General features: G+C 69.6%; 17 protein-coding genes. All 17 read left to right on the plus strand.

What is annotated here, in order from left to right; translation table 11 throughout:
* The first annotated feature begins 22 nt into the window (after positions 1-22).
* The 17 genes from KPL78_RS10825 to clcA all read left to right on the plus strand — a co-directional run bounded on the left by KPL78_RS10825 (position 23) and on the right by clcA (position 18,421).
* On the plus strand, positions 23-481 hold the full coding sequence (locus KPL78_RS10825) for an RrF2 family transcriptional regulator (RefSeq protein WP_219762948.1): 459 nt from the start codon (positions 23-25) through the stop codon (positions 479-481).
* A 76-nt stretch (positions 482-557) separates the two neighbouring features.
* A complete protein-coding gene (locus KPL78_RS10830) occupies positions 558-788 on the plus strand; it encodes a hypothetical protein (protein ID WP_219762949.1) in 231 nt (76 codons plus the stop codon).
* Positions 789-830: 42 nt separating this feature from the next.
* Positions 831-1,847, plus strand: coding sequence for a sulfate ABC transporter substrate-binding protein (locus KPL78_RS10835; RefSeq protein ID WP_219762950.1), 1,017 nt, complete (start codon positions 831-833; stop codon positions 1,845-1,847).
* Complete coding sequence (gene cysT, locus KPL78_RS10840; RefSeq protein WP_219762951.1) at positions 1,844-2,692, plus strand: sulfate ABC transporter permease subunit CysT; 849 nt, start codon at positions 1,844-1,846, stop codon at positions 2,690-2,692. The genes KPL78_RS10835 and cysT overlap by 4 nt, the downstream gene beginning before the upstream one ends.
* The gene (gene cysW, locus KPL78_RS10845; RefSeq protein ID WP_219762952.1) at positions 2,689-3,534 is read left to right on the plus strand and encodes a sulfate ABC transporter permease subunit CysW; all 846 of its coding nucleotides are present in this window, start codon (positions 2,689-2,691) and stop codon (positions 3,532-3,534) included. The genes cysT and cysW overlap by 4 nt, the downstream gene beginning before the upstream one ends.
* Positions 3,531-4,598 (plus strand): sulfate/molybdate ABC transporter ATP-binding protein, encoded by a 1,068-nt coding sequence (locus tag KPL78_RS10850; RefSeq protein WP_219762953.1) that lies wholly within the window; start codon positions 3,531-3,533, stop codon positions 4,596-4,598. Before cysW ends, KPL78_RS10850 begins: the two co-directional genes overlap by 4 nt.
* A 680-nt stretch (positions 4,599-5,278) precedes the next feature.
* Complete coding sequence (locus tag KPL78_RS10855; RefSeq protein ID WP_219762954.1) at positions 5,279-5,758, plus strand: CinA family protein; 480 nt, start codon at positions 5,279-5,281, stop codon at positions 5,756-5,758.
* 48 nt (positions 5,759-5,806) lie between these two features.
* The gene (locus KPL78_RS10860; protein ID WP_219762955.1) at positions 5,807-6,655 is read left to right on the plus strand and encodes an AAA family ATPase; all 849 of its coding nucleotides are present in this window, start codon (positions 5,807-5,809) and stop codon (positions 6,653-6,655) included.
* Position 6,656: 1 nt separating this feature from the next.
* On the plus strand, positions 6,657-7,835 hold the full coding sequence (locus KPL78_RS10865) for a vWA domain-containing protein (protein WP_219762956.1): 1,179 nt from the start codon (positions 6,657-6,659) through the stop codon (positions 7,833-7,835).
* Between the two features lie 22 nt (positions 7,836-7,857).
* Complete coding sequence (locus KPL78_RS10870; RefSeq protein WP_219762957.1) at positions 7,858-9,057, plus strand: pyridoxal-phosphate-dependent aminotransferase family protein; 1,200 nt, start codon at positions 7,858-7,860, stop codon at positions 9,055-9,057.
* A gap of 61 nt (positions 9,058-9,118) precedes the next feature.
* Positions 9,119-10,927 carry a PHA/PHB synthase family protein gene (locus KPL78_RS10875; RefSeq protein ID WP_219762958.1) on the plus strand — a complete coding sequence of 603 codons (1,809 nt, stop codon included), beginning with the start codon at positions 9,119-9,121 and terminating at the stop codon, positions 10,925-10,927.
* A gap of 7 nt (positions 10,928-10,934) precedes the next feature.
* Positions 10,935-11,402, plus strand: a complete 468-nt coding sequence (locus tag KPL78_RS10880) for a CYTH domain-containing protein (RefSeq protein ID WP_219762959.1) — start codon at positions 10,935-10,937, stop codon at positions 11,400-11,402.
* Between the two features lie 75 nt (positions 11,403-11,477).
* Entirely contained in the window at positions 11,478-13,613 is a 2,136-nt protein-coding gene (locus KPL78_RS10885) for an acetate--CoA ligase family protein (protein WP_219762960.1), read from the plus strand.
* A 248-nt stretch (positions 13,614-13,861) separates the two neighbouring features.
* Positions 13,862-14,632 carry a Crp/Fnr family transcriptional regulator gene (locus KPL78_RS10890; RefSeq protein WP_219762961.1) on the plus strand — a complete coding sequence of 257 codons (771 nt, stop codon included), beginning with the start codon at positions 13,862-13,864 and terminating at the stop codon, positions 14,630-14,632.
* A gap of 66 nt (positions 14,633-14,698) precedes the next feature.
* On the plus strand, positions 14,699-15,655 hold the full coding sequence (locus KPL78_RS10895) for a D-2-hydroxyacid dehydrogenase (protein ID WP_219762962.1): 957 nt from the start codon (positions 14,699-14,701) through the stop codon (positions 15,653-15,655).
* 504 nt (positions 15,656-16,159) lie between these two features.
* Entirely contained in the window at positions 16,160-16,930 is a 771-nt protein-coding gene (locus KPL78_RS10900) for an SDR family NAD(P)-dependent oxidoreductase (protein WP_219762963.1), read from the plus strand.
* A gap of 141 nt (positions 16,931-17,071) precedes the next feature.
* The gene (gene clcA / locus KPL78_RS10905; protein ID WP_219762964.1) at positions 17,072-18,421 is read left to right on the plus strand and encodes a H(+)/Cl(-) exchange transporter ClcA; all 1,350 of its coding nucleotides are present in this window, start codon (positions 17,072-17,074) and stop codon (positions 18,419-18,421) included.
* Positions 18,422-18,506: the final 85 nt, after the last annotated feature.

An 18,506-nucleotide genomic window follows, 5' to 3' on the forward strand; every position in this document is an offset into this window, starting at 1 on the left:
GCACGGGTTTCGTAGAATCAGCATGCTCACACAACGAGCCAAGTACGGCCTCCGGGCCATGTCGCTGCTCGCGGCGCGGTGCCCGCAAGGCGGCACCATGGCCATTTCCGAACTGGCCCAGGCCGGTCACATCCCCCCGAAATTCCTTGAGGCGATCCTCCTCGACCTCAAGCGCCACGGATTTCTCACCAGCCGCCGCGGCAAGGCCGGCGGCTATGCCCTCGCCCAGCCCGCCGCGAACATCGCCATCGGCGACCTGATCCGGGCGCTCGACGGCCCGCTGGCGCCGATCCCGTGCGCGAGCCTCACCGCCTACCGGCCCTGCGCCGATTGCACCGACGCGGCCACCTGCGAGATCCGGCGCCTGATGCGCCAGGTGCGCGACGCCATGGCCCAGATTCTCGACGGCACGACCCTCGCTGACTTCGCCGCATCGAGTGCGGCCCAGGCCCCGGTCGCCGTCATGGCAGAAATGCGTTGACGTAATCCCCACAGACTCGATAGGCTTTATTGGCGCCAGATTGATCCGGCCCGATGACCCGACGGAGGACCCTGTGGTGACCACCACCGACCCGACCCGCCGAGCCGCTCCCTCCTCCGAGGCGACCGGCACCGTCGCCTCGCTTCTTTCCCTGCTCACCGACCCCCGCGGCTCCGCCGACCTGCGCGAGATGGCCGTCGCGCTGCGGGATCTCGCCGGCACGCTCGAACGCATCGCCGGCTGGCGCGACACCGCCTGCCCCGGTGCCGCCTATACGACGCGCTGGACACCGCCCCGCGGCGGCTGACCGCCCCCAAAGCCTCGACACCCCAGGACGGAGTTTCGACCGATGCTGCATCGCAGGATCGCGCCGGCCCGGCGCGCGCTTCTCGCATTGCCTCTCGCGGTGGCCGCCGGGCCGGCGGCCGCCCAGCAGTCGGGCACCTTGCTCAACGTCTCATACGACCCGACGCGGGAACTCTATCGCGAATACAACCAGGCCTTCGCGGCACGCTGGCGCGCGCAGACCGGCCAGGCGCTGCGGGTGAACACCTCCCATGGCGGGTCCGGCCGCCAGGCCCGCTCGGTGATCGACGGGCTGCAGGCCGACGTCGTCACCCTCGCCCTCGCCTACGACGTCGATGCGATCGCCGAGCGCGGCCTCATCGCTCGCGACTGGATAGGACGGCTGCCGTTCAACAGCGCGCCCTATACCAGCACCATCATCTTCCTGGTCCGCCGTGGCAATCCGAAGGGCGTGCGCGACTGGGGCGACCTGCTGAAGCCCGACCTGCGCATCATCACCCCCAACCCCAAGACCTCGGGTGGGGCGCGCTGGAACTACCTCGCCTTCTGGGCGTGGGCGCTGCGCCAGCCCGGCGGCAGCGCCGCCACCGCGGAGGCCGCCACGCGCCAGCTCTTCCGCCAGGTCCCGGTGCTCGACACCGGCGCGCGCGGATCGCTCACCACCTTCGCCCAGCGCGGCCAGGGCGACGTCTTCCTGTCCTGGGAGAACGAGGCGCATCTGGCGCTTGAGGAATTCAAGGAGGCCGGCCTCGAGATCGTCTACCCGTCCTTCTCGATCCTCGCCGAGCCCTCGGTCGCCGTGGTGGACGCGAATGTCGACCGTCGCGGCACGCGCGCGGCGGCCGAAGCCTATCTGCAGGGCCTCTACGCACCCGAGGGGCAGGCGCTTGCCGCGAAGCACTTCTACCGGCCGCGCGATGCCGCGGTGCTGGCGGCGAATGCGGCGCGCTTCCCGCGCATGGACCTCATCACCGTGGACGAGGTGTTCGGCGGATGGGCCGCGGCGCAGCGTACCCATTTCGGCGACGGTGGCATCTTCGACCGGATCACCGCGCGATGAGTGCTACGGCCCTGCTCGGGCGGCGGTCCCGGGTCGCCCCGGTCCCCGGGCTCGGCCTGACCCTGGGGATCACCCTCGCCTGGGTCGGCCTGATCGTGGTCATTCCACTCGCCGCCCTGGCGATCAAGCCCTGGGAGCTCGGCGTGGCGGGCGTCGCCCAGTCGCTCGCCGAGCCGCGCGTCCTCTCGGCCCTGGCGGTCTCCTTCGGCGCCGCGCTGCTGGCCACGCTCGTCAACCTGCCGCTCGGGCTGCTGCTGGCCTGGGCGATCGTGCGGCTCGACTTCCCGGGCCGGCGCATCCTGGACAGCGTGATCGACCTGCCCTTCTCCCTTCCCACGGCCGTCGCCGGCATCGCGCTCACCGCCCTCTTCGCGCCGAATGGCTGGCTCGGTGCCCCGCTCATGGCAGCCTTCGGCTGGCAGGTCGCCTATACGCAAGCCGGCATCGCCGTGGCGCTCATCTTCGTCGGCCTGCCCTTCATCGTGCGCACGGTCGAACCCGTGTTGCGCGACCTGGGCCGCGATGCCGAGGAAGCCGCCGCGACGCTCGGCGCCACGCGCCCGCAGACGCTAGGCCGCGTCGTGCTGCCCATGCTCGCGCCGGCGCTGCTGACGGGCGCGGGCCTCGCCTTCGCGCGGGCCGTCGGCGAGTATGGCAGCGTGATCTTCATCGCCGGCAACGTGCCGATGGTGACCGAGATCGCGCCGCTGCTGATCGTCATCCGCCTCGAGCAATTCGACTATGCCGGCGCGGCGGCGGTGGGGCTGGCGATGCTGGTCCTTTCCTTCGCGATCCTCCTCATACTCAACCTGCTGCAACGCAGGCTGAGGCGGGGGCGGCGATGAGCGAGCGATTCCGCCCGGCGCATGCCGACGCGCCCTGGGCCCGCGCCCTGCTGGCCGCGTCGGCGGTGCTGGTCGCGATCGTCATGCTGGTGCTGCCGCTTGCTGCGGTCTTCGCCGAGGCGTTGCGCCGCGGCCTGCCGGTCGCGATCGGCGCCATCCTGGACGAGGACAGCCTCGCGGCCATCCGGCTGACGCTGATCGTCGCCGCCATCACCGTGCCGGTGAACCTGGCGGGCGGCATCGCCGCGGCCTGGGCGGTCGCCAAATGCGACTTCCCGGGCAAGCGGGTGCTGGTCACGCTGATCGAGTTGCCCTTCAGCGTCTCCCCGGTCATCGCCGGGCTCACCTTCGTGCTGATCTTCGGCGCGCAGGGATGGCTCGGCCCCTGGCTGCAGGCACGCGACATCCAGGTGATCTTCGCAGTGCCGGGGCTGGTGCTCGCCACCATCTTCGTCACCTTCCCCTTCGTCGCGCGCACCGTGATGCCCCTGATGCAGGAACAGGGGCGCGATGAGGAGGAAGCCGCGGCGACGCTCGGCGCCTCGGGCTTCCAGATCTTTTCACGCGTGACGCTCCCGAACGTGAAATGGGCGCTGCTGTCCGGCGTGCTTCTCTGCAACGCCCGCGCCATGGGCGAGTTCGGGGCGGTGTCCGTCGTATCCGGCCATATCCGCGGGGAGACCAACACCATGCCGCTGCATGTCGAGATCCTCTACAACGAGTACCAGTTCGCCGGAGCCTTCGCGGTGGCGGCATTGCTGGCACTGCTCGGCCTCGTCACCCTCGCGGCCAAGACGATGCTCGACCACGCGGCGGGCCGACGGGCGGGAGGCGCGGCATGAGCATCGAAGTCCGCGAGATCGTCCGCCGCTTCGGCGCCACCGCGGCGCTGGAAGGTGTCTCCCTGCACGTCGCGCGCGGTGAGTTCGTCGCGCTGCTCGGGCCGTCCGGGTCTGGCAAGACGACTCTGCTGCGCATCCTGGCCGGGCTCGAAGGCAGCGATGTTGGCAGCGTGCGCATCGAGGGCGAGGACATGACCGGCGTCCCCGCGCGCGAGCGGCGCATCGGCGTGGTGTTCCAGCATTATGCGCTGTTCCGCCACATGACGGTGCTCGACAACGTCGCCTTCGGGCTGCGCGTGCGCAAGCGGCGCCCCTCCGCAGCGGAGATCGCGCGGCGCGTGCGCGAGTTGCTGGCGCTGGTGCAGATCCCCGAACTCGAACGGCGCTATCCGGAGCAGATATCGGGCGGGCAGCGCCAGCGCGTTGCGCTGGCCCGCGCACTGGCCATCGAACCGCGCCTGCTGTTGCTGGACGAACCCTTCGGCGCCCTGGACGCCCTGGTGCGCAAGGATGTGCGCCGCTGGGTGCGCGGCCTGCACGACCGGCTCGGCATCTCCACCATCCTGGTCACGCATGACCAGGAGGAGGCGATGGAAATGGCGGATCGCGTGGCGGTGATGGAACGCGGGCGCATCGTGCAGTGCGACACCGCCGAGGCGCTGCTGCGGGAGCCGGCCACGCCCTTCGTCGCGGGCTTCCTCGGTGAGGCGACCCGGCTCGACTGCCATGTCCGCGGCGGCGTCGCCCATTTCGATCCGCTGCCCCTGCCGCCGCTGCGGGTGACGCTACCCGACGGGCCGGCGCAGGCCTTCCTGCGGCCGGGCGATATCGCCGTGCATGCCGGCCCCGGGCCCTGCACCGTGCGGGCGTTGCGCGATGCTGCGGAGGAACGCGCGCGGCTGGTCGTCGAGTTCGGCGGGGTGCTGCTCGACGCCACCATGGCCGGCGGCCAGCCGGTGCAGCGCGGCGCATCCTGCCGCATGGCACTTCGCGGCGGCATTCTGTTCGGTGCCGATGGCCGGCGCGCCGACGCCGAACCGGTCGTGCGCGTGCTGGCGGGCTGATCCGGTCTTCCCCCGGGCGGGCGGAACCGGGCGGCGAACGACACCGCCGCCGTGACGGATCGACCCGCGCATCGGCCGACAGGCCTTGCCTGATTGCCGCCAATCGTCGGCTGTTACCGTTGGAGGGGCTCCGCTCCTCTGCCCCGTCCCAGCGGAACCGTCAGGGCAATTCGCAAGGCCTTTGCACACCGCAACTTGACGCCCGGCCGCCGCTGGCAGGAGGCGCGCCGGAACCCGCTCTTGCGCCCGCAAGGCGCATCGAGGGCCGCTGCGGGCCTTCCCGGCCGGCACCAGCCGCCGGCGGTCCCGATGCTCCAGAGACCTCCAATGGCGCGATGGTTCGACGGGCCGTAGCCCTCCGGTGTCACCCTCGGAGCGAATGGAGGCCAGCACCGAGGACGGCCATGGCAGGCCGCGACATCCTGCACCGGGCCATGGTTCGGCCATCCTCGTGCGCGGGCCCGTTGGCCAGCGACGCGACAAAGGCTGGACCGCAACGCAGAATGCACGCTTCGACGTCGTGAAGGGACGGCTCTGCCCGACGCCAGGTATTGGTCTCCAAAGGCCTTGTGGCTTTTGGTGGGGTGGGGTTCGGGGAGGGGCAAAGCCCCTCTCCGTCGGCTCCTTCCCGGTGTCGCTGCGCGCATGGGGCAGAGCCCCAGGAATTGAAGGGAAACGCCATGGAGTCCTTGCTTCCCGCCGCCCGCGCCATCGGCGCCCGCCTGAAGGCACGCGGCGAGACCGTCGGGGTCGTCGAAAGTTCAGCCGCCGGCCTGATCTCCGCCGCGCTCCTGGCCGTCCCCGGTGCCTCGGCCTATTTCCTCGGCGGCGCCGTCGTCTACACCCAGGCGGCGCGGGTCGGCCTGCTCGGCATCACACCGGCGGACATGGCAGGCATGCGCTCGTCCTCCGAGCCCTATGCGCTGCTGCTGGCCCGCACGATCCGGGCACGGCTTGGCGCCGACTGGGGCTTCGCCGAGACTGGCGCTGCCGGCCCGGCGGGCAATCGCTATGGCGATGCCGCGGGCCATTCCTGCCTGGCGGTGTCAGGCCCCATCGACCGCGTCATCACCCTGGAGACCGGCGCCGCGGACCGGGAGGCGAACATGCGCGCCTTCGCCGCCGCCCTGTTCCGCCTCGCCGCCGAGGCCCTTGCATGATCCGCCCTTCCGCCCGACCCTGCGGCCGGGCAGCCAGGGGACGGAGCGGTGGCGCAGTTCAAGGGTACGGAGAAATACGTCGCCTCGCGCGAGCTTGAGGTCGCGGTCAACGCGGCCGTCGCCCTGCAGCGCCCGCTGCTGGTCAAGGGCGAGCCCGGGACGGGCAAGACCGTCCTGGCGCAGGAAATCGCGAAGGCGCTCGGCTATCCGCTGATCGAATGGCACATCAAGTCCACGACGAAGGCGCAGCAGGGCCTCTATGAATACGACGCCGTGTCGCGCCTGCGGGACGGGCAGTTGGGCGATCCGCGCGTGCACGACATCGCCAATTACATCGTGCGCGGCAAGCTATGGGATGCCTTCGAGGCCGACCGGCCCGTGGTCCTGCTGATCGACGAGATCGACAAGGCCGACATCGAGTTTCCCAATGACCTGCTGCTCGAACTCGATCGCATGCAGTTCTTCGTCTACGAGACGCGGGAGACGGTGGCGGCGAAGCAGCGCCCGGTCGTCATCATCACCTCGAACAACGAGAAGGAGCTGCCGGACGCCTTCCTGCGCCGCTGCTTCTTCCACTACATCCGCTTCCCCGACCGCGAGACGATGGAGATGATCGTCCACGCGCACTACCCCGACATCCGCCGCGACCTGCTGCGCGAGGCGCTGAACGTCTTCTTCGACATCCGCGAGGTGGACGGCCTCAAGAAGAAGCCGGCGACGAGCGAACTGCTCGACTGGCTCAAGCTGCTGACCATCGAGGATATGCCGCCCGAGGCGCTGCGCTCCTCCGACACCAAGACCGCGATCCCACCGCTCTATGGCGCGCTGCTGAAGAACGAACAGGACGTGCACCTGTTCGAGCGGCTGGCCTTCCTGGCCCGGAGGCGCGGCGGCTGAGATGTTCGCCCCCTTTATCCTCGCGCTGCGCGCCGCCGGCGTCCCGGCCTCCATCATGGAGTACCTGGCCCTGCTGCGCGCGATGAAGGAGGGCGTGGCCGGCTTCAGCGTCGATGATTTCTACCACCTGTCGCGCGCGGCGCTGGTGAAGGACGAACGCCACCTCGACCGCTTCGACCGGGTGTTCGGGGAGATCTTCAAGGGCCTCGAAACGCCCGAAGGCGAGGCGCCGCGCGAGCTCCCCGTCGAATGGCTGCGCAAGCTCGCGGAAAAGGTGCTGACGCCCGAGGAAATGGAGCAGATCAAGGCGCTCGGCGATTTCGACACGCTGATGGAGACGCTGAAGAAGCGCCTGGAGGAACAGAAGGGCCGCCACCAGGGCGGGTCGAAATGGATCGGCACGGCGGGGACCTCGCCTTTCGGCGCCTATGGCTACAACCCCGAGGGCGTGCGTATCGGCCAGGCGGAATCCCGCCATCGCCGCGCGGTGAAGGTGTGGGACCAGCGCAACTTCCGCGACCTGGACGAGGACGAGGCGCTGTCGTCCCGCAACATGAAGGTCGCTTTGCGACGCCTGCGCCGCTTCGCACGGACCGGGGCGGCGACGGAACTGGACATCCCCGGCACCATCGGCGCAACGGCGAAGAATGGCGGCTCGCTCGACCTGCACATGGTCCCGGAGCGGCACAACGCGGTGAAGGTCCTGCTGCTGATGGATATCGGCGGGTCGATGGACGACCACATCCGCATCTGCCAGGAACTCTTCACCGCCGCGCGGTCGGAATTCAAGCATCTCGAATTCTGGTACTTCCACAACTGCCTGTACGAACGCGTCTGGCGCACCAACCGCCGCCGGCGCGAGACCGAACGCCCCACCTTCGAAATGCTGCGCACCTACGGCCCCGACTGGCGCGTGGTGATCGTGGGCGACGCGACGATGAGCCCCTATGAGATCATCCAGCCCGGCGGGTCGGTGGAACACTGGAACGAGGAAGCCGGCCAGGTCTGGATGTCCCGTCTGACGCGGCATTTCCGCAAGGCCGCCTGGCTGAACCCCGTGGACCAGGCGCATTGGCGCTACACGCAATCCATCGGGATCCTGCAGCGGCTGATGGAGAACCGGATGTACCCGCTGACGCTGGCGGGGCTGGAAACCATGGCGCGCGAATTGGCGCGCTGAATCACGACGAGGAAACGACAAGATGGACGTGAAGCCCCGCATCGCCCGCGGACGTCAGTTCTTTGCCAATCCGGGCCCCACCAACATCCCGGATTCCATCCTGAAGGCGGTGGCGCATGTCAGCATCGACTTCAACGATCCTGCCTTCCTGACCGTCTATGACGAAACCGTCGCCGGGCTGAAGCGCATCCTGAAGACGCAGCACGACATCTTCCTCTACACCGGCTCGGGCCATGCGGCCTGGGAAGCGGCGCTGGTGAACCTTTTCTCGCCGGGCGACTCGCTGCTGGTGATCGAGACCGGCCATTTCTCGGAATCCTGGGGGAAGATGGCGAAGGATTTCGGTCTCGATATCCGCACCCTGTCCGCCGATTGGCGCCGCGGCGCCGATTTCGCGGCGCTGCGCGCCATGCTCGCCGAGGACACCGCCCACGCCATCAAGGCCGTCTGCGCCGTGCAGAACGAAACGGCGACCGGTATGGAACTGTCCATCGCCGAAACCCGCGCCGCGCTCGACGCCGCCGGCCATCCGGCGCTGCTGCTGGTGGACACCATCTCCTCGCTCGGCTCGCTCGATTTCCAGATGGATGCCTGGGGCGTGGATGTCGCGGTGGCCGGCAGCCAGAAGGGGCTGATGCTGCCCACCGGCCTGTCCTTCACCGGCGTGTCGCCGAAGGCGATGGCGGCGCACAAGACCTCGACGCTGCCGAAGTCGTACCTGCATTGGACCAACATGCTGGGGCGCCGTCACAAATCTTTCATCGGGACGGTGCCGACCTCGCTCTTCTATGGCCTGCAGGAATCCATCCGCCTGCTGGAGGAAGAGGGCCTCGACCAGGTCTTCGTCCGCCACGCGCGCCTCGCCGAAGCCGTGCGCCGGTGCGTCCGCCACTGGTCCGGCAACAACGGCCCCTCGCTGTTCTGCGCGAATCCGGACCGCTATTCGAACTCCGTCACCGCCGTGCTGATGCCCGAGGGATATGACGCGGAGGCGGTGCGCAAGGTGGCCCTCGGCACCTTCAACGTCTCGCTCGGCGGCGGGCTGAACAAGCTGGGCGGCAAGGTCTTCCGCATCGGCCATCTGGGTGACCTGAACGAGCCGATGATCCTCGGCACCCTCGCCACCGTCGAGGCCTGCCTGCGCGTCGCGGGCATCCCCCACACCCCCGGCGGCGTGCAGGCCGCGATCGACTACCTGGCCGAGGCCGCCCGCGCCGGCTGATCCGCCTGCGGAATTGCGCAGCCGCAACACACACCCGGCGGCGGCTGCGCTACAAGAGGCCATGCCCCGATCCCGTCCCCGGCGGCCCGCCCTCCCGGTCCCGGCCGCACCGCCTGCCGCGCCCCCGGCGCCGGCCGCAGCGCCCTCCTTCCCCTCCTTCCGTACCCTCGACCGCTCCCTGCGGGCGGCCGAGGCGCGCCTTACGCGCGGCCTGTCCCCCACCGCGATCGGGGAGGCGTGGCACGACTGGGCCGTGCATCTCTCCCGCGCGCCGGGCAAGCGGATGGAACTCGCTGCGCGGGCCTGGATCCAGGCGATGCGCTGGCTGCTCTGGCTGCGGCAGGCGGCGACCCAGCAGCACGCGCCGCCACTGATCCCGCCCAACAACGGCGATGGCCGCTTCACGGACCCCGCCTGGCAGGGCTTCCCCTTCAACGCCATGGTCCAGGCCCATCTGCTGACCGAGGATTGGTGGGCCGAAGCCACCCGCAACGTCCCGGGCCTTGCCCATGGCCATGCCGATCGCGTGGCCTTCATGCTGCGCCAGCTCATCGATGTCTGGGCGCCGTCGAACCTTCCCTGGATAAATCCGGCGATCGGCCAACACACCATGGCCGCCTTCGGCACCAACCTGCTGCAGGGCGCGGCCAATTGGCTCGATGACATGGAGCGGACGCTCTCCGGCGCGCCACCGCCCGGCGCCGAGCAGTTCCGCCCTGGCCACGAGGTCGCCATCACCCCCGGCCGCGTCGTCTACCGCAACGCGCTGATGGAGCTGATCCAGTACGAGCCGACGACGCCCCAGGTCCATGCGGAACCGGTGGTGATCGTTCCGGCCTGGATCATGAAGTACTACATCCTCGACTTGGTGCCGCAGGACTCGCTGGTCCGCTGGCTGGTCGCCCAGGGCTTCACCGTCTTCATGGTGTCCTGGAAGAACCCGGATGCCGCCGACCGCGACGTCAGCCTCGACGATTATCGCCGCAAGGGCGTGATGGCCGCCCTCGATGCCGTGTCGGACATCGTGCCGGACCGGAAGATCCACGCCTGCGGCTACTGCCTTGGCGGCACGATCCTGTCCATCGCGGCGGCAACCATGGCGCGGGACGGGGATGACCGCCTGGCCTCGCTGACGCTGTTCGCCGCGCAGACCGATTTCGCCGAGGCCGGCGAACTGATGCTCTTCGTCGACGAAAGCCAGGTCGCCTTCCTCGAGGACATGATGTGGGATCGCGGCTACCTCGATTCCCAGCAGATGTCCGGCGCCTTCGAGCTGCTGCGCTCGAACGACCTGATCTGGTCCCGGCTGATGCGCGACTATGTCCTCGGCGAACGCGCCCCGATGACCGATCTGTTCGCCTGGAACAGCGACCAGACGCGCATGCCCGCGCGGATGCACGGCGAATACCTGCGCGGACTGTTCCTCGAGAACCGGCTGACTGCCGGCCGCTTCGCGGTGGAAGGCCGCGTCATCGCGCTGACCGACATCGCGGCGCCGATCTTCGCCGTCGGCACGGTGAAGGACCACATCGCGCCTTGGCGGTCCGTCTACAAGATTTCACTGTTCAGCGACACGGATGTCACCTTCGTGCTCACCTCGGGCGGGCACAATGCCGGCATCGTCAGCGAGCCGGGACATGCGGGGCGGCACTACCAGATCATGACGCGCACGCATGGAGAACGGTATCTCGATCCAGATTCCTGGGCGGCCATCGCGCCGCGCCAGGACGGGTCCTGGTGGCCGGCCTGGGCAGCCTGGCTCGCGACATCCGGCAGCGAAGGCATGGTTGCGCCACCCGCCATGGGTGCGCCCGACCGTGGCCTGCCCCCGCTTGATGCGGCGCCGGGCAGCTATGTCCTCATGAAGTGATGGATCCATGGGTATCGAGATCGAGCGACGCTTCCTCGTCCGCGGCGACGACTGGCGCCATGCCGTGACCGGCGAACGCCGCCTGCGCCAGGGCTACCTGGCGCGGGAGGACGGCGTCGCCGTGCGGCTGCGCGTCGCCGGCGGCGCGGCGCGGCTGACCATCAAGGGCCGCGGCGGCGTGGCCCGCCCCGAATACGAATACGACCTGCCGCTCGCCGAAGCGGAGGAGATGCTGACCACCCTGTGCAGCGGCCGCAGCATCGCCAAGACGCGCCACCTGGTCCCCTATGAGGGCCTGACCTGGGAGGTCGATGTCTTCGAGGGTCCTCTCGCCGGTCTCGTCATCGCCGAGATCGAATTGCCCTCGCCCGACCATCCGGTCGGTCTGCCGTCCTGGGCCGGGCAGGAGATCACCGGAGATGCGCGGTATTCCAACGCCGTCTTGGCGTCCGCGAAAGCGCCGCCCCGGGGGTGACGCGTCGCGAATCCCCGCTTAGGCTTCCGGAACCGGCCGCGACGTGCCGGGGAAAAGCCAGGGGATTTCGTCCGCATGCCTGCACCGAGCCGCGCCGTCTACCGCCACGGCGACATGGCCCGCCTGTTCAATCCGGCCTCCATCGCCGTCATCGGCGCGAGCCCCCGGGCCGGATCCTTCGCCGACCGCACGGTGCAGGCGTTGAAGGACTATACGGGGCGCCTCCATCTGGTGAATGCGCGCTACGAGACCATCGGCGAGCGCCGCTGCTTCCCCTCCATCGCCTCCCTGCCCGAGGTGCCGGATTGCTGCATCCTCGTCGTCGCCAAGGATGCGGTGGAGGAGATCGCGATCGACTGCGCCAAGGCGGGCGTCGGCGGCATCATGCTCTACGCCTCCGGCTATTCCGAGACGGGGCGGGATGCCGATGTCGCCGCGCAGCTTCGCCTCGCGCAGATCGGGCGCGATGCGGGCATGCGAATCGTCGGACCGAACTGCATCGGCATGCTGAATTTCGGCTCCAAGGCCGGCGTGACCTTCATGATTCCGCCGCCGATGGAGGCACCGCTGCCGCATGCGGTGGGGCTGGTCAGCCAGTCCGGCGCGCTCGGTTTTTCGCTGGCGCAGTCGGTGATGCGCGGCGTGTCGGTCAGCCACCTGCTGACCACCGGCAATTCGTCGGATGTGGACGTCGCGGATTGCGTGTCCTTCCTCGCCGACGATCCGTCCTGCCGCGCCATCGGCTGCGTCTTCGAGGGCATGCCCGACCCGATGCGCTTCATCCAGGCGGCCGAGATCGCGGATGCGGCGAACAAGCCACTGGTGGTCTTCAAGCTCGGCACGGGTGAAGCAGGCGCCGCCGCAGCCATGTCCCACACCGGGTCCCTGGCCGGGGAGAACGCCGCCTACCTCGCCGCCTTCCAGCGCGCCGGCGCGGTGGTGGTGCCGGACTTCGAGGCGCTGGTCGAAACCGCCGCGTTCCTCGCCAAGGCCCCGCCGCCTCGCGCGCGGGGCGTGGCCGTCGTCGCCGTCTCCGGCGGGGCGGCCATCATGTCCGCCGACAAGGCGGAAATGCACGACATCCCGCTGCCCCAGCCCTCCCCGCCGGTGCAGGCCATCCTGGAATCGCGCATCCCCGATTTCGGGTCGGCGCGGAACCCTTGCGACGTCACCGCCCAGGTCGCCAACGATCCGGAGAGCCTGACCGCCTGCGCCTCCGCCATGCTCGGCGAGGATCATTACGGCGCGCTGATCTACGCACAGATCTATTCGACGGAATTGTCTGCCAAGCGTCCCGGCGAACTGGCCGCCATCGCCGAGCAGCACGACAAGCCGATCTGCGTGGTCTGGACCACGGAGTGGCTGGAAGGCACCGGCTCGCGCGAGGCGGAGATCAACCCGCGCATCGGCCTGTTCCGCTCCATGGACCGCTGCTTCGCCGCCCTGTCCCATTGGAACGACCGCGAAGCCCGCCGCGCCGCCGGCCCGCGCAAGCTGGCGCGCCTGTCCCGCCCTGAGGCCGCACAGGACGCCGCCGCCATGCTCGCCGCGGCTCAGGACCGCACCCTGACGGAGCGCGAGGCCAAGGCCGTCCTCGCTGCCTATGGCGTGCCGGTGGTGCCTGAAAAGCTGACCCAGACCGAGGACGAAGCCGTCGCCGCAGCCGAATCCCTCGGTTTCCCCGTGGCGATGAAGGTCGAAAGCCCCGACCTGCCGCACAAGACCGAGGCCGGCGTCATCCGCCTGAAGCTGAAGGACGCCGCCGAGGTCCGCGACGCCTACCGTGCCGTCATGGCCAACGCCCACCACCACGCCCCCAACGCCCGGATCAACGGCGTGCTGGTCCAACCCATGGCCAAGCCGGGCGTCGAACTCATGGTCGGCGGTCGCGTCGATCCACTGATGGGCCCGCTGATCGTCACCGGCCTCGGTGGCGTGCTGGTCGAGCTGATGCGCGACTCCGCCCTGGCCCTCGCTCCCATCTCCCCGGCCGAGGCGCGCGCCCTGCTCGAATCCCTGCGCGGCCGCGCCGCGCTGGAAGGGTTCCGCGGCGCGCCCCCGGCCGATCTCGACCGCCTCGCCGATATCGTCGCCCGCTTGTCAGAGTTCATCGCCGACCAGCGCGACAACGTTGCCGAACTCGATGTGAATCCCATTATCGTTTCGGGACCGGATGCAGTCGCCGTGGACGCGCTGATCGTGAAGGCCTGACAGCGCTTTCTCGGCCACTGGGAGGTTTTGCGGCGCTTCCGGAAATGTCAGGATAGGCCTGGGGATCATTTCCGGAGGACGAATTATGGCCGCCCAGGATGGCGCGACGCGGCATGGCCTGATCGGGGCTGCGCGGCTGGGCACGCGGTCGCCGATTCGTTCCGTGATCCGTATCACTCGCGCCGGCCGCCGTCGCGCCGCAGTCTCCCGTCGTCGGCACCGCATCGGTGCCTGGTCGGAGGCTGACCATGCGCGCGATTCAGGATCCCGTCTTCCCGCATCTCGTCTGGCTGCGCCCCGCCATGACTGAGCCGCCGACGACGCGCCCTCCTGCGCTTTCGGACCTGCCCTTCTTCCGCGGCGCGGACCCCGCCGTGCTGGCCAAGGTCGCCACCTCGGCCCGCTGGCGCACCGTCGAGCCCGGCCAGGTCGTGGTCGATGACGACGAGCCCTCCACCGACATCTTCTTCGTCGCCGCCGGGAGCGTGCGCGTGCAGCTCCGCGCCGCCTCGGGCCGCGAGGTGCTGCTGAACGAATTCGGCACCGGCGAGTTCTTCGGCGAGCTTTCCGCCATCGACGGTGCCCCCCGCGCGGCCAATGTCACCGCCGTGGCGCGGTCGCGGCTGTGCATCATCCCGGCTAAGACCTTCCTCGAATATGTCTTCGCCACGCCGGATGCCTGCCACGCGCTGCTCAAGACGCTCTCGGCCAAGCTGCGCCTGCAGACCGAACGCACGCTGGAGCGCGAGGCCCTGCCCGTTCGACTGCGGCTCTTTTCGGAGCTGCTGCGCCTGTCCCGGCCGCGCAGCGGGGCACCGACCGAACGCGTCGTCTCGCCACCGCCGCCGCATCATGAGCTGGCCGCCCGCATCGGCGCCCGCCGCGAGGTGGTGTCGCGCGAGCTGTCCGACATGACGCGGGAAGGCTGGCTGGCCCGCGACCGCCGCGTCATCCGCATCCTGCGGGTCGCTGAGATGCAGAAGGCCGTTGCCTCGGAACTGCGCGCGCCTGCCGCCTAGCCGGCGGCCATCTGGACGCGCCGACGGGGCTGCCGCAGGCTGCGGCGGAACCGGAGGACGCGAGCGATGACCAAACCACTCCTGCTGCTGTGGACCGATGGCGCTGGCCCCTATGCTGCCGCCATTGAGGCAGCCGGCCTCGGCAGCCACCTGCGGGTCGAGAGCGTCCCGCGCGCGGAAACGCCGAGCGACGCACAGCTTGCCGAAGCCGAGGCGCTGCTGTCCTGGGGCCCGCCCGCCGGCACGCTGACCCGCATGCCGAAGCTGCGCTTCGTCCAGGCCCTGACTGCGGGCGTGGAGCACTGGCTCGCGCGGCCGGATCTCAAGCCTGACCTCGCCTTGTCCTGCGCGCGCGGCACGCACCGGGTACAGATGCCGGAGAACATCCTCGGCGCGCTGTTCCACATCACCAAGCCCTATGCCGCCATCGTCGGCGACAACGCTGCGCATCGCTGGACACGGCGCGTGTCCACGACGCTCGCCGGCAAGACCCTCGGCATCCTCGGCCTCGGCGCCATCGGGGCGGAACTCGCCCGCAAGGCCGAAGCGCTGGAGATGCACGTCATCGGCACCCGCCGCAGCCCCGGAGACCTGCCCCATGTGGACCGCGTCTACGCCCCCGAGGACACTGACGCGGTACTGGCGGCGAGCGACTTCGTCGTGCTGCTGCTGCCTGCCACCCCCGCCACCGAGAACTTCATCGACGCCGCACGCCTCACCAGGATGAAGAAGACAGCCTGGCTGATGAATTTCGGCCGCGGCGCGCTGATCAAGGACGACGACCTGGTGGCGGCGGTGCAGGCCGGCACCATCGCCGGTGCCGTGCTCGACGTCTTCCGCACCGAGCCCCTGCCCTCGGACCACCCCTTCTGGGCGGAGGAGAAGATCCTGGTCCTGCCCCATATCGGCGGGCTGCACCCGAAGCGCGACCAGATGGTCGCGACACTGCTGGTGGAGAACCTCCGCCGCTTCGTAGAAGGCGCGCCGCTGACGCAGCTCGTGGATCGCGAGGCGGGGTACTGACGCAGAGCTTTTGCGCCGGCGTTGCTTCGGGCTGGAATTGAAGGGGCTTTGTCCACGGGCACGAAGATCATGGCCATGACGGAACGGGGAAGGGCTCTGCCCTCCCCGGAGCCCCCGCCCACCAGAGGCCACAGGGCCTTTGGAAGCCAATACTCAGCGCCCGGCCAGGCGGTCCGGTGGCGATCAGCCGCGTCCGCGGTGCGTGGCGGTTGGGGTGCGATCAGGATACGGGCCAGGAACTCGTGCCGATGTCCGGACGACCCTCCGGGCATGACACCAGTTCAAGGTGCCCAGAGGCCTTCGACCTTTGGCGAGGCGGGTCCGCGAGGGTCAGAGCCCCTCCCTTCCCGTGACGGCACTCTCGGCGCAAGCTAGCGAAGCCCCCCCCTCCCGTTCCGGCGAATACGGAGAGCGTCCCAACGCCGCATATGGCGAATTTGTCCAGGGCCGAAGCCTCAGACTGACGTAAGACACTCACGGTCCCAAAATCCCGAGGAAGCGTCCATGCCCTACAAGCCCTTCGACCTCACCGGAAAGGTCGCCCTCGTCACCGGTGGCAATTCCGGCATTGGTCTTGGCATGGCGCAGGCCCTCGCGGAGGCCGGTGCCGACGTCGCCATCTGGGGCACCAATGCCGCGAAGAACGATGCGGCGGTGGCGCAGCTCTCAGCGACCGGCGCGCGTGTGCATGCGACGCTCTGCGACGTGGGTGACGAAGCCGCTGTCGAGGTCGCCTTCGCCGGCACGCTCGCTGCCCTCGGCCGGGTCGATGCCTGCTTCGCCAATGCCGGCACCTATGGCCGCAAGACGAAGTTCACCGAGCTCGACAGCGACGAGTGGCATCGCGTGACACGAGTGAACCTCGATGGTGCCTTCTACACCCTGCGCACGGCGGCACGGCACATGGTGGAACGTGGCGGAGGCGGGTCGCTCATCGGCACCGCATCTCTGGCGGCGATCGAGGGTGCGGCGCGCAATGCGCAATATGCGGCGACCAAGGGAGCCATGGTCGCGGTGATCCGCGCCCTGGCAGTCGAAATGGCCCGCCACGGCATCCGCGCCAATGCCGTGCTGCCCGGCTGGATCGAGACACCGATGACGGCGCGCAGCGTGGGCGACGACAAATTCGCCGCCGCCGTGCTGCCGCGCATTCCGGCACGGCGCTGGGGAACCGGAGCCGATTTCGGGGGCGTCGCGGTGTATCTGGCGAGCGACGCCTCCGCCTATCACAGCGGCGACTGTCTGGTGATCGACGGGGCCTACTCGCTGTTCTGACCGGGATGAACCGGCACGCGCCGGTTGCCGCGCCGATGTGGGCATGGCTGCCTGCAGGTTGACCCTGGCAAGCGCCCCGAAGCATGGTCGGCGCGACGTGCGGCACACGCGCTTCGTGCCGCCCAACCGATCGTGAGGTTCATGGACGAGGAACTTCTGACCCAGGATCCTCCGGGCGATTCGCGCGGTGAGGCGCGCTACGCCCTGCTGGCGACCTTGGCGGGGGCGGCTGCGGGGCTGCTCGGGTCGATCTTCCACCTGTTCATCAATCGCCTCAGCGACTGGCCGCGTTGGCTGGAGCAGGTTGCCCAGGGCTGGACGCTGGTCGGCGCCGCTGCGGGGGTCACGCTGGTCTGCACGCTCGTCTCCGTGGTCCTCGTGCGTCGCTGCGCGCCGGAGGCCGGCGGCAGCGGCGTCCAGGAAATCGAAGGCGCGATGGAAGGCTTGCGCGTTGTGCGCTGGCGCCGCGTGCTGCCGGTGAAGTTCTTCGCCGGCGTGACAGCGATTTCCTCGGGCCTGGTGCTCGGCCGCGAGGGGCCGACGATCCATATTGGTGCCTCCGCGGCTGCCGCGGTCGCCGAGACCTTCCGTGTGGACGAGCTGGAACGGCGCGGCCTGCTGGCCTCGGGTGCCGCGGCCGGGCTCGCCTGCGCCTTCAACGCGCCGCTCGCCGCCGTGCTCTTCATCGTCGAAGAGACTCACCGCGAGTTTCCCTACACCTTCCGCACCTATCTCGGCGTCGTCTTCGCCGCCATCGCCTCCACGATCGTGACCCAGCTCGTCGTCGGGACCGGCCCGGCCCTGCCGCTCCCCGCCGAGAGCGCTCCGCTGCATCTGCTACCCGCCTTCCTGCTGCTTGGCGTGGTGCTCGGCGTGATCGGCACGATGCTGAACGGTGCCATTCTTTGGGCGCTGGATTTCGCCGCCCGCAGCCATAAGCGCGCGCCCTATGTCTACCCGGCGGTGATCGGCCTCGCGACCGGGGCACTCGTCATCCTGCTGCCGCAGGCGGTGCATGGCGGCGACGGCGTCATCCTCGAGCTCGGTGCCACGAATCCAGGGCTCGCATTGCTGCTGTCCCTGGCGGTCATCCGCTTCCTCACCACCGTCGGCAGCTATTCGAGCGGCGTGCCGGGCGGGATCTTCGCGCCGATGCTGGCCCTTGCGGTCTGCGTGGGCCTTGCCTTCGGCGAGGGCGCGAGGATCCTGCTGCCCGATGCCGGCTTCGTGCCTCTGGCCTTCGCCATCGCGGCCATGGGTGGGCTCTTCGCTGCCTCGGTCCGTGCACCGATCGTCGGCGTCGCGTTGACGCTGGAACTGACAGGATCCTATGCGCTGATCCTGCCTGTGCTGGTCACCTGCGGCGTGGCCGATCTGGTCGCGCAATGGGCCGGCGGGCGGCCGATCTACAGCCAGTTGCTGGAACGCACCCTGGCCCAGGCCGGTGTCAGGCGGCCCGCGACGCCATCCGAGCCGGTCGGCCTGGCATGAGGCGGCGGTTCCGCCATCGCCTCGGCGAGAAGCGGAATGGCGATGCTGTGGATTGGAGAGGGGGCCAAGCCCCTCCAACTGCAAC

The organism is Roseomonas alba, from assembly GCF_019430885.1.
GTDB lineage: Bacteria > Pseudomonadota > Alphaproteobacteria > Acetobacterales > Acetobacteraceae > Neoroseomonas > Neoroseomonas alba.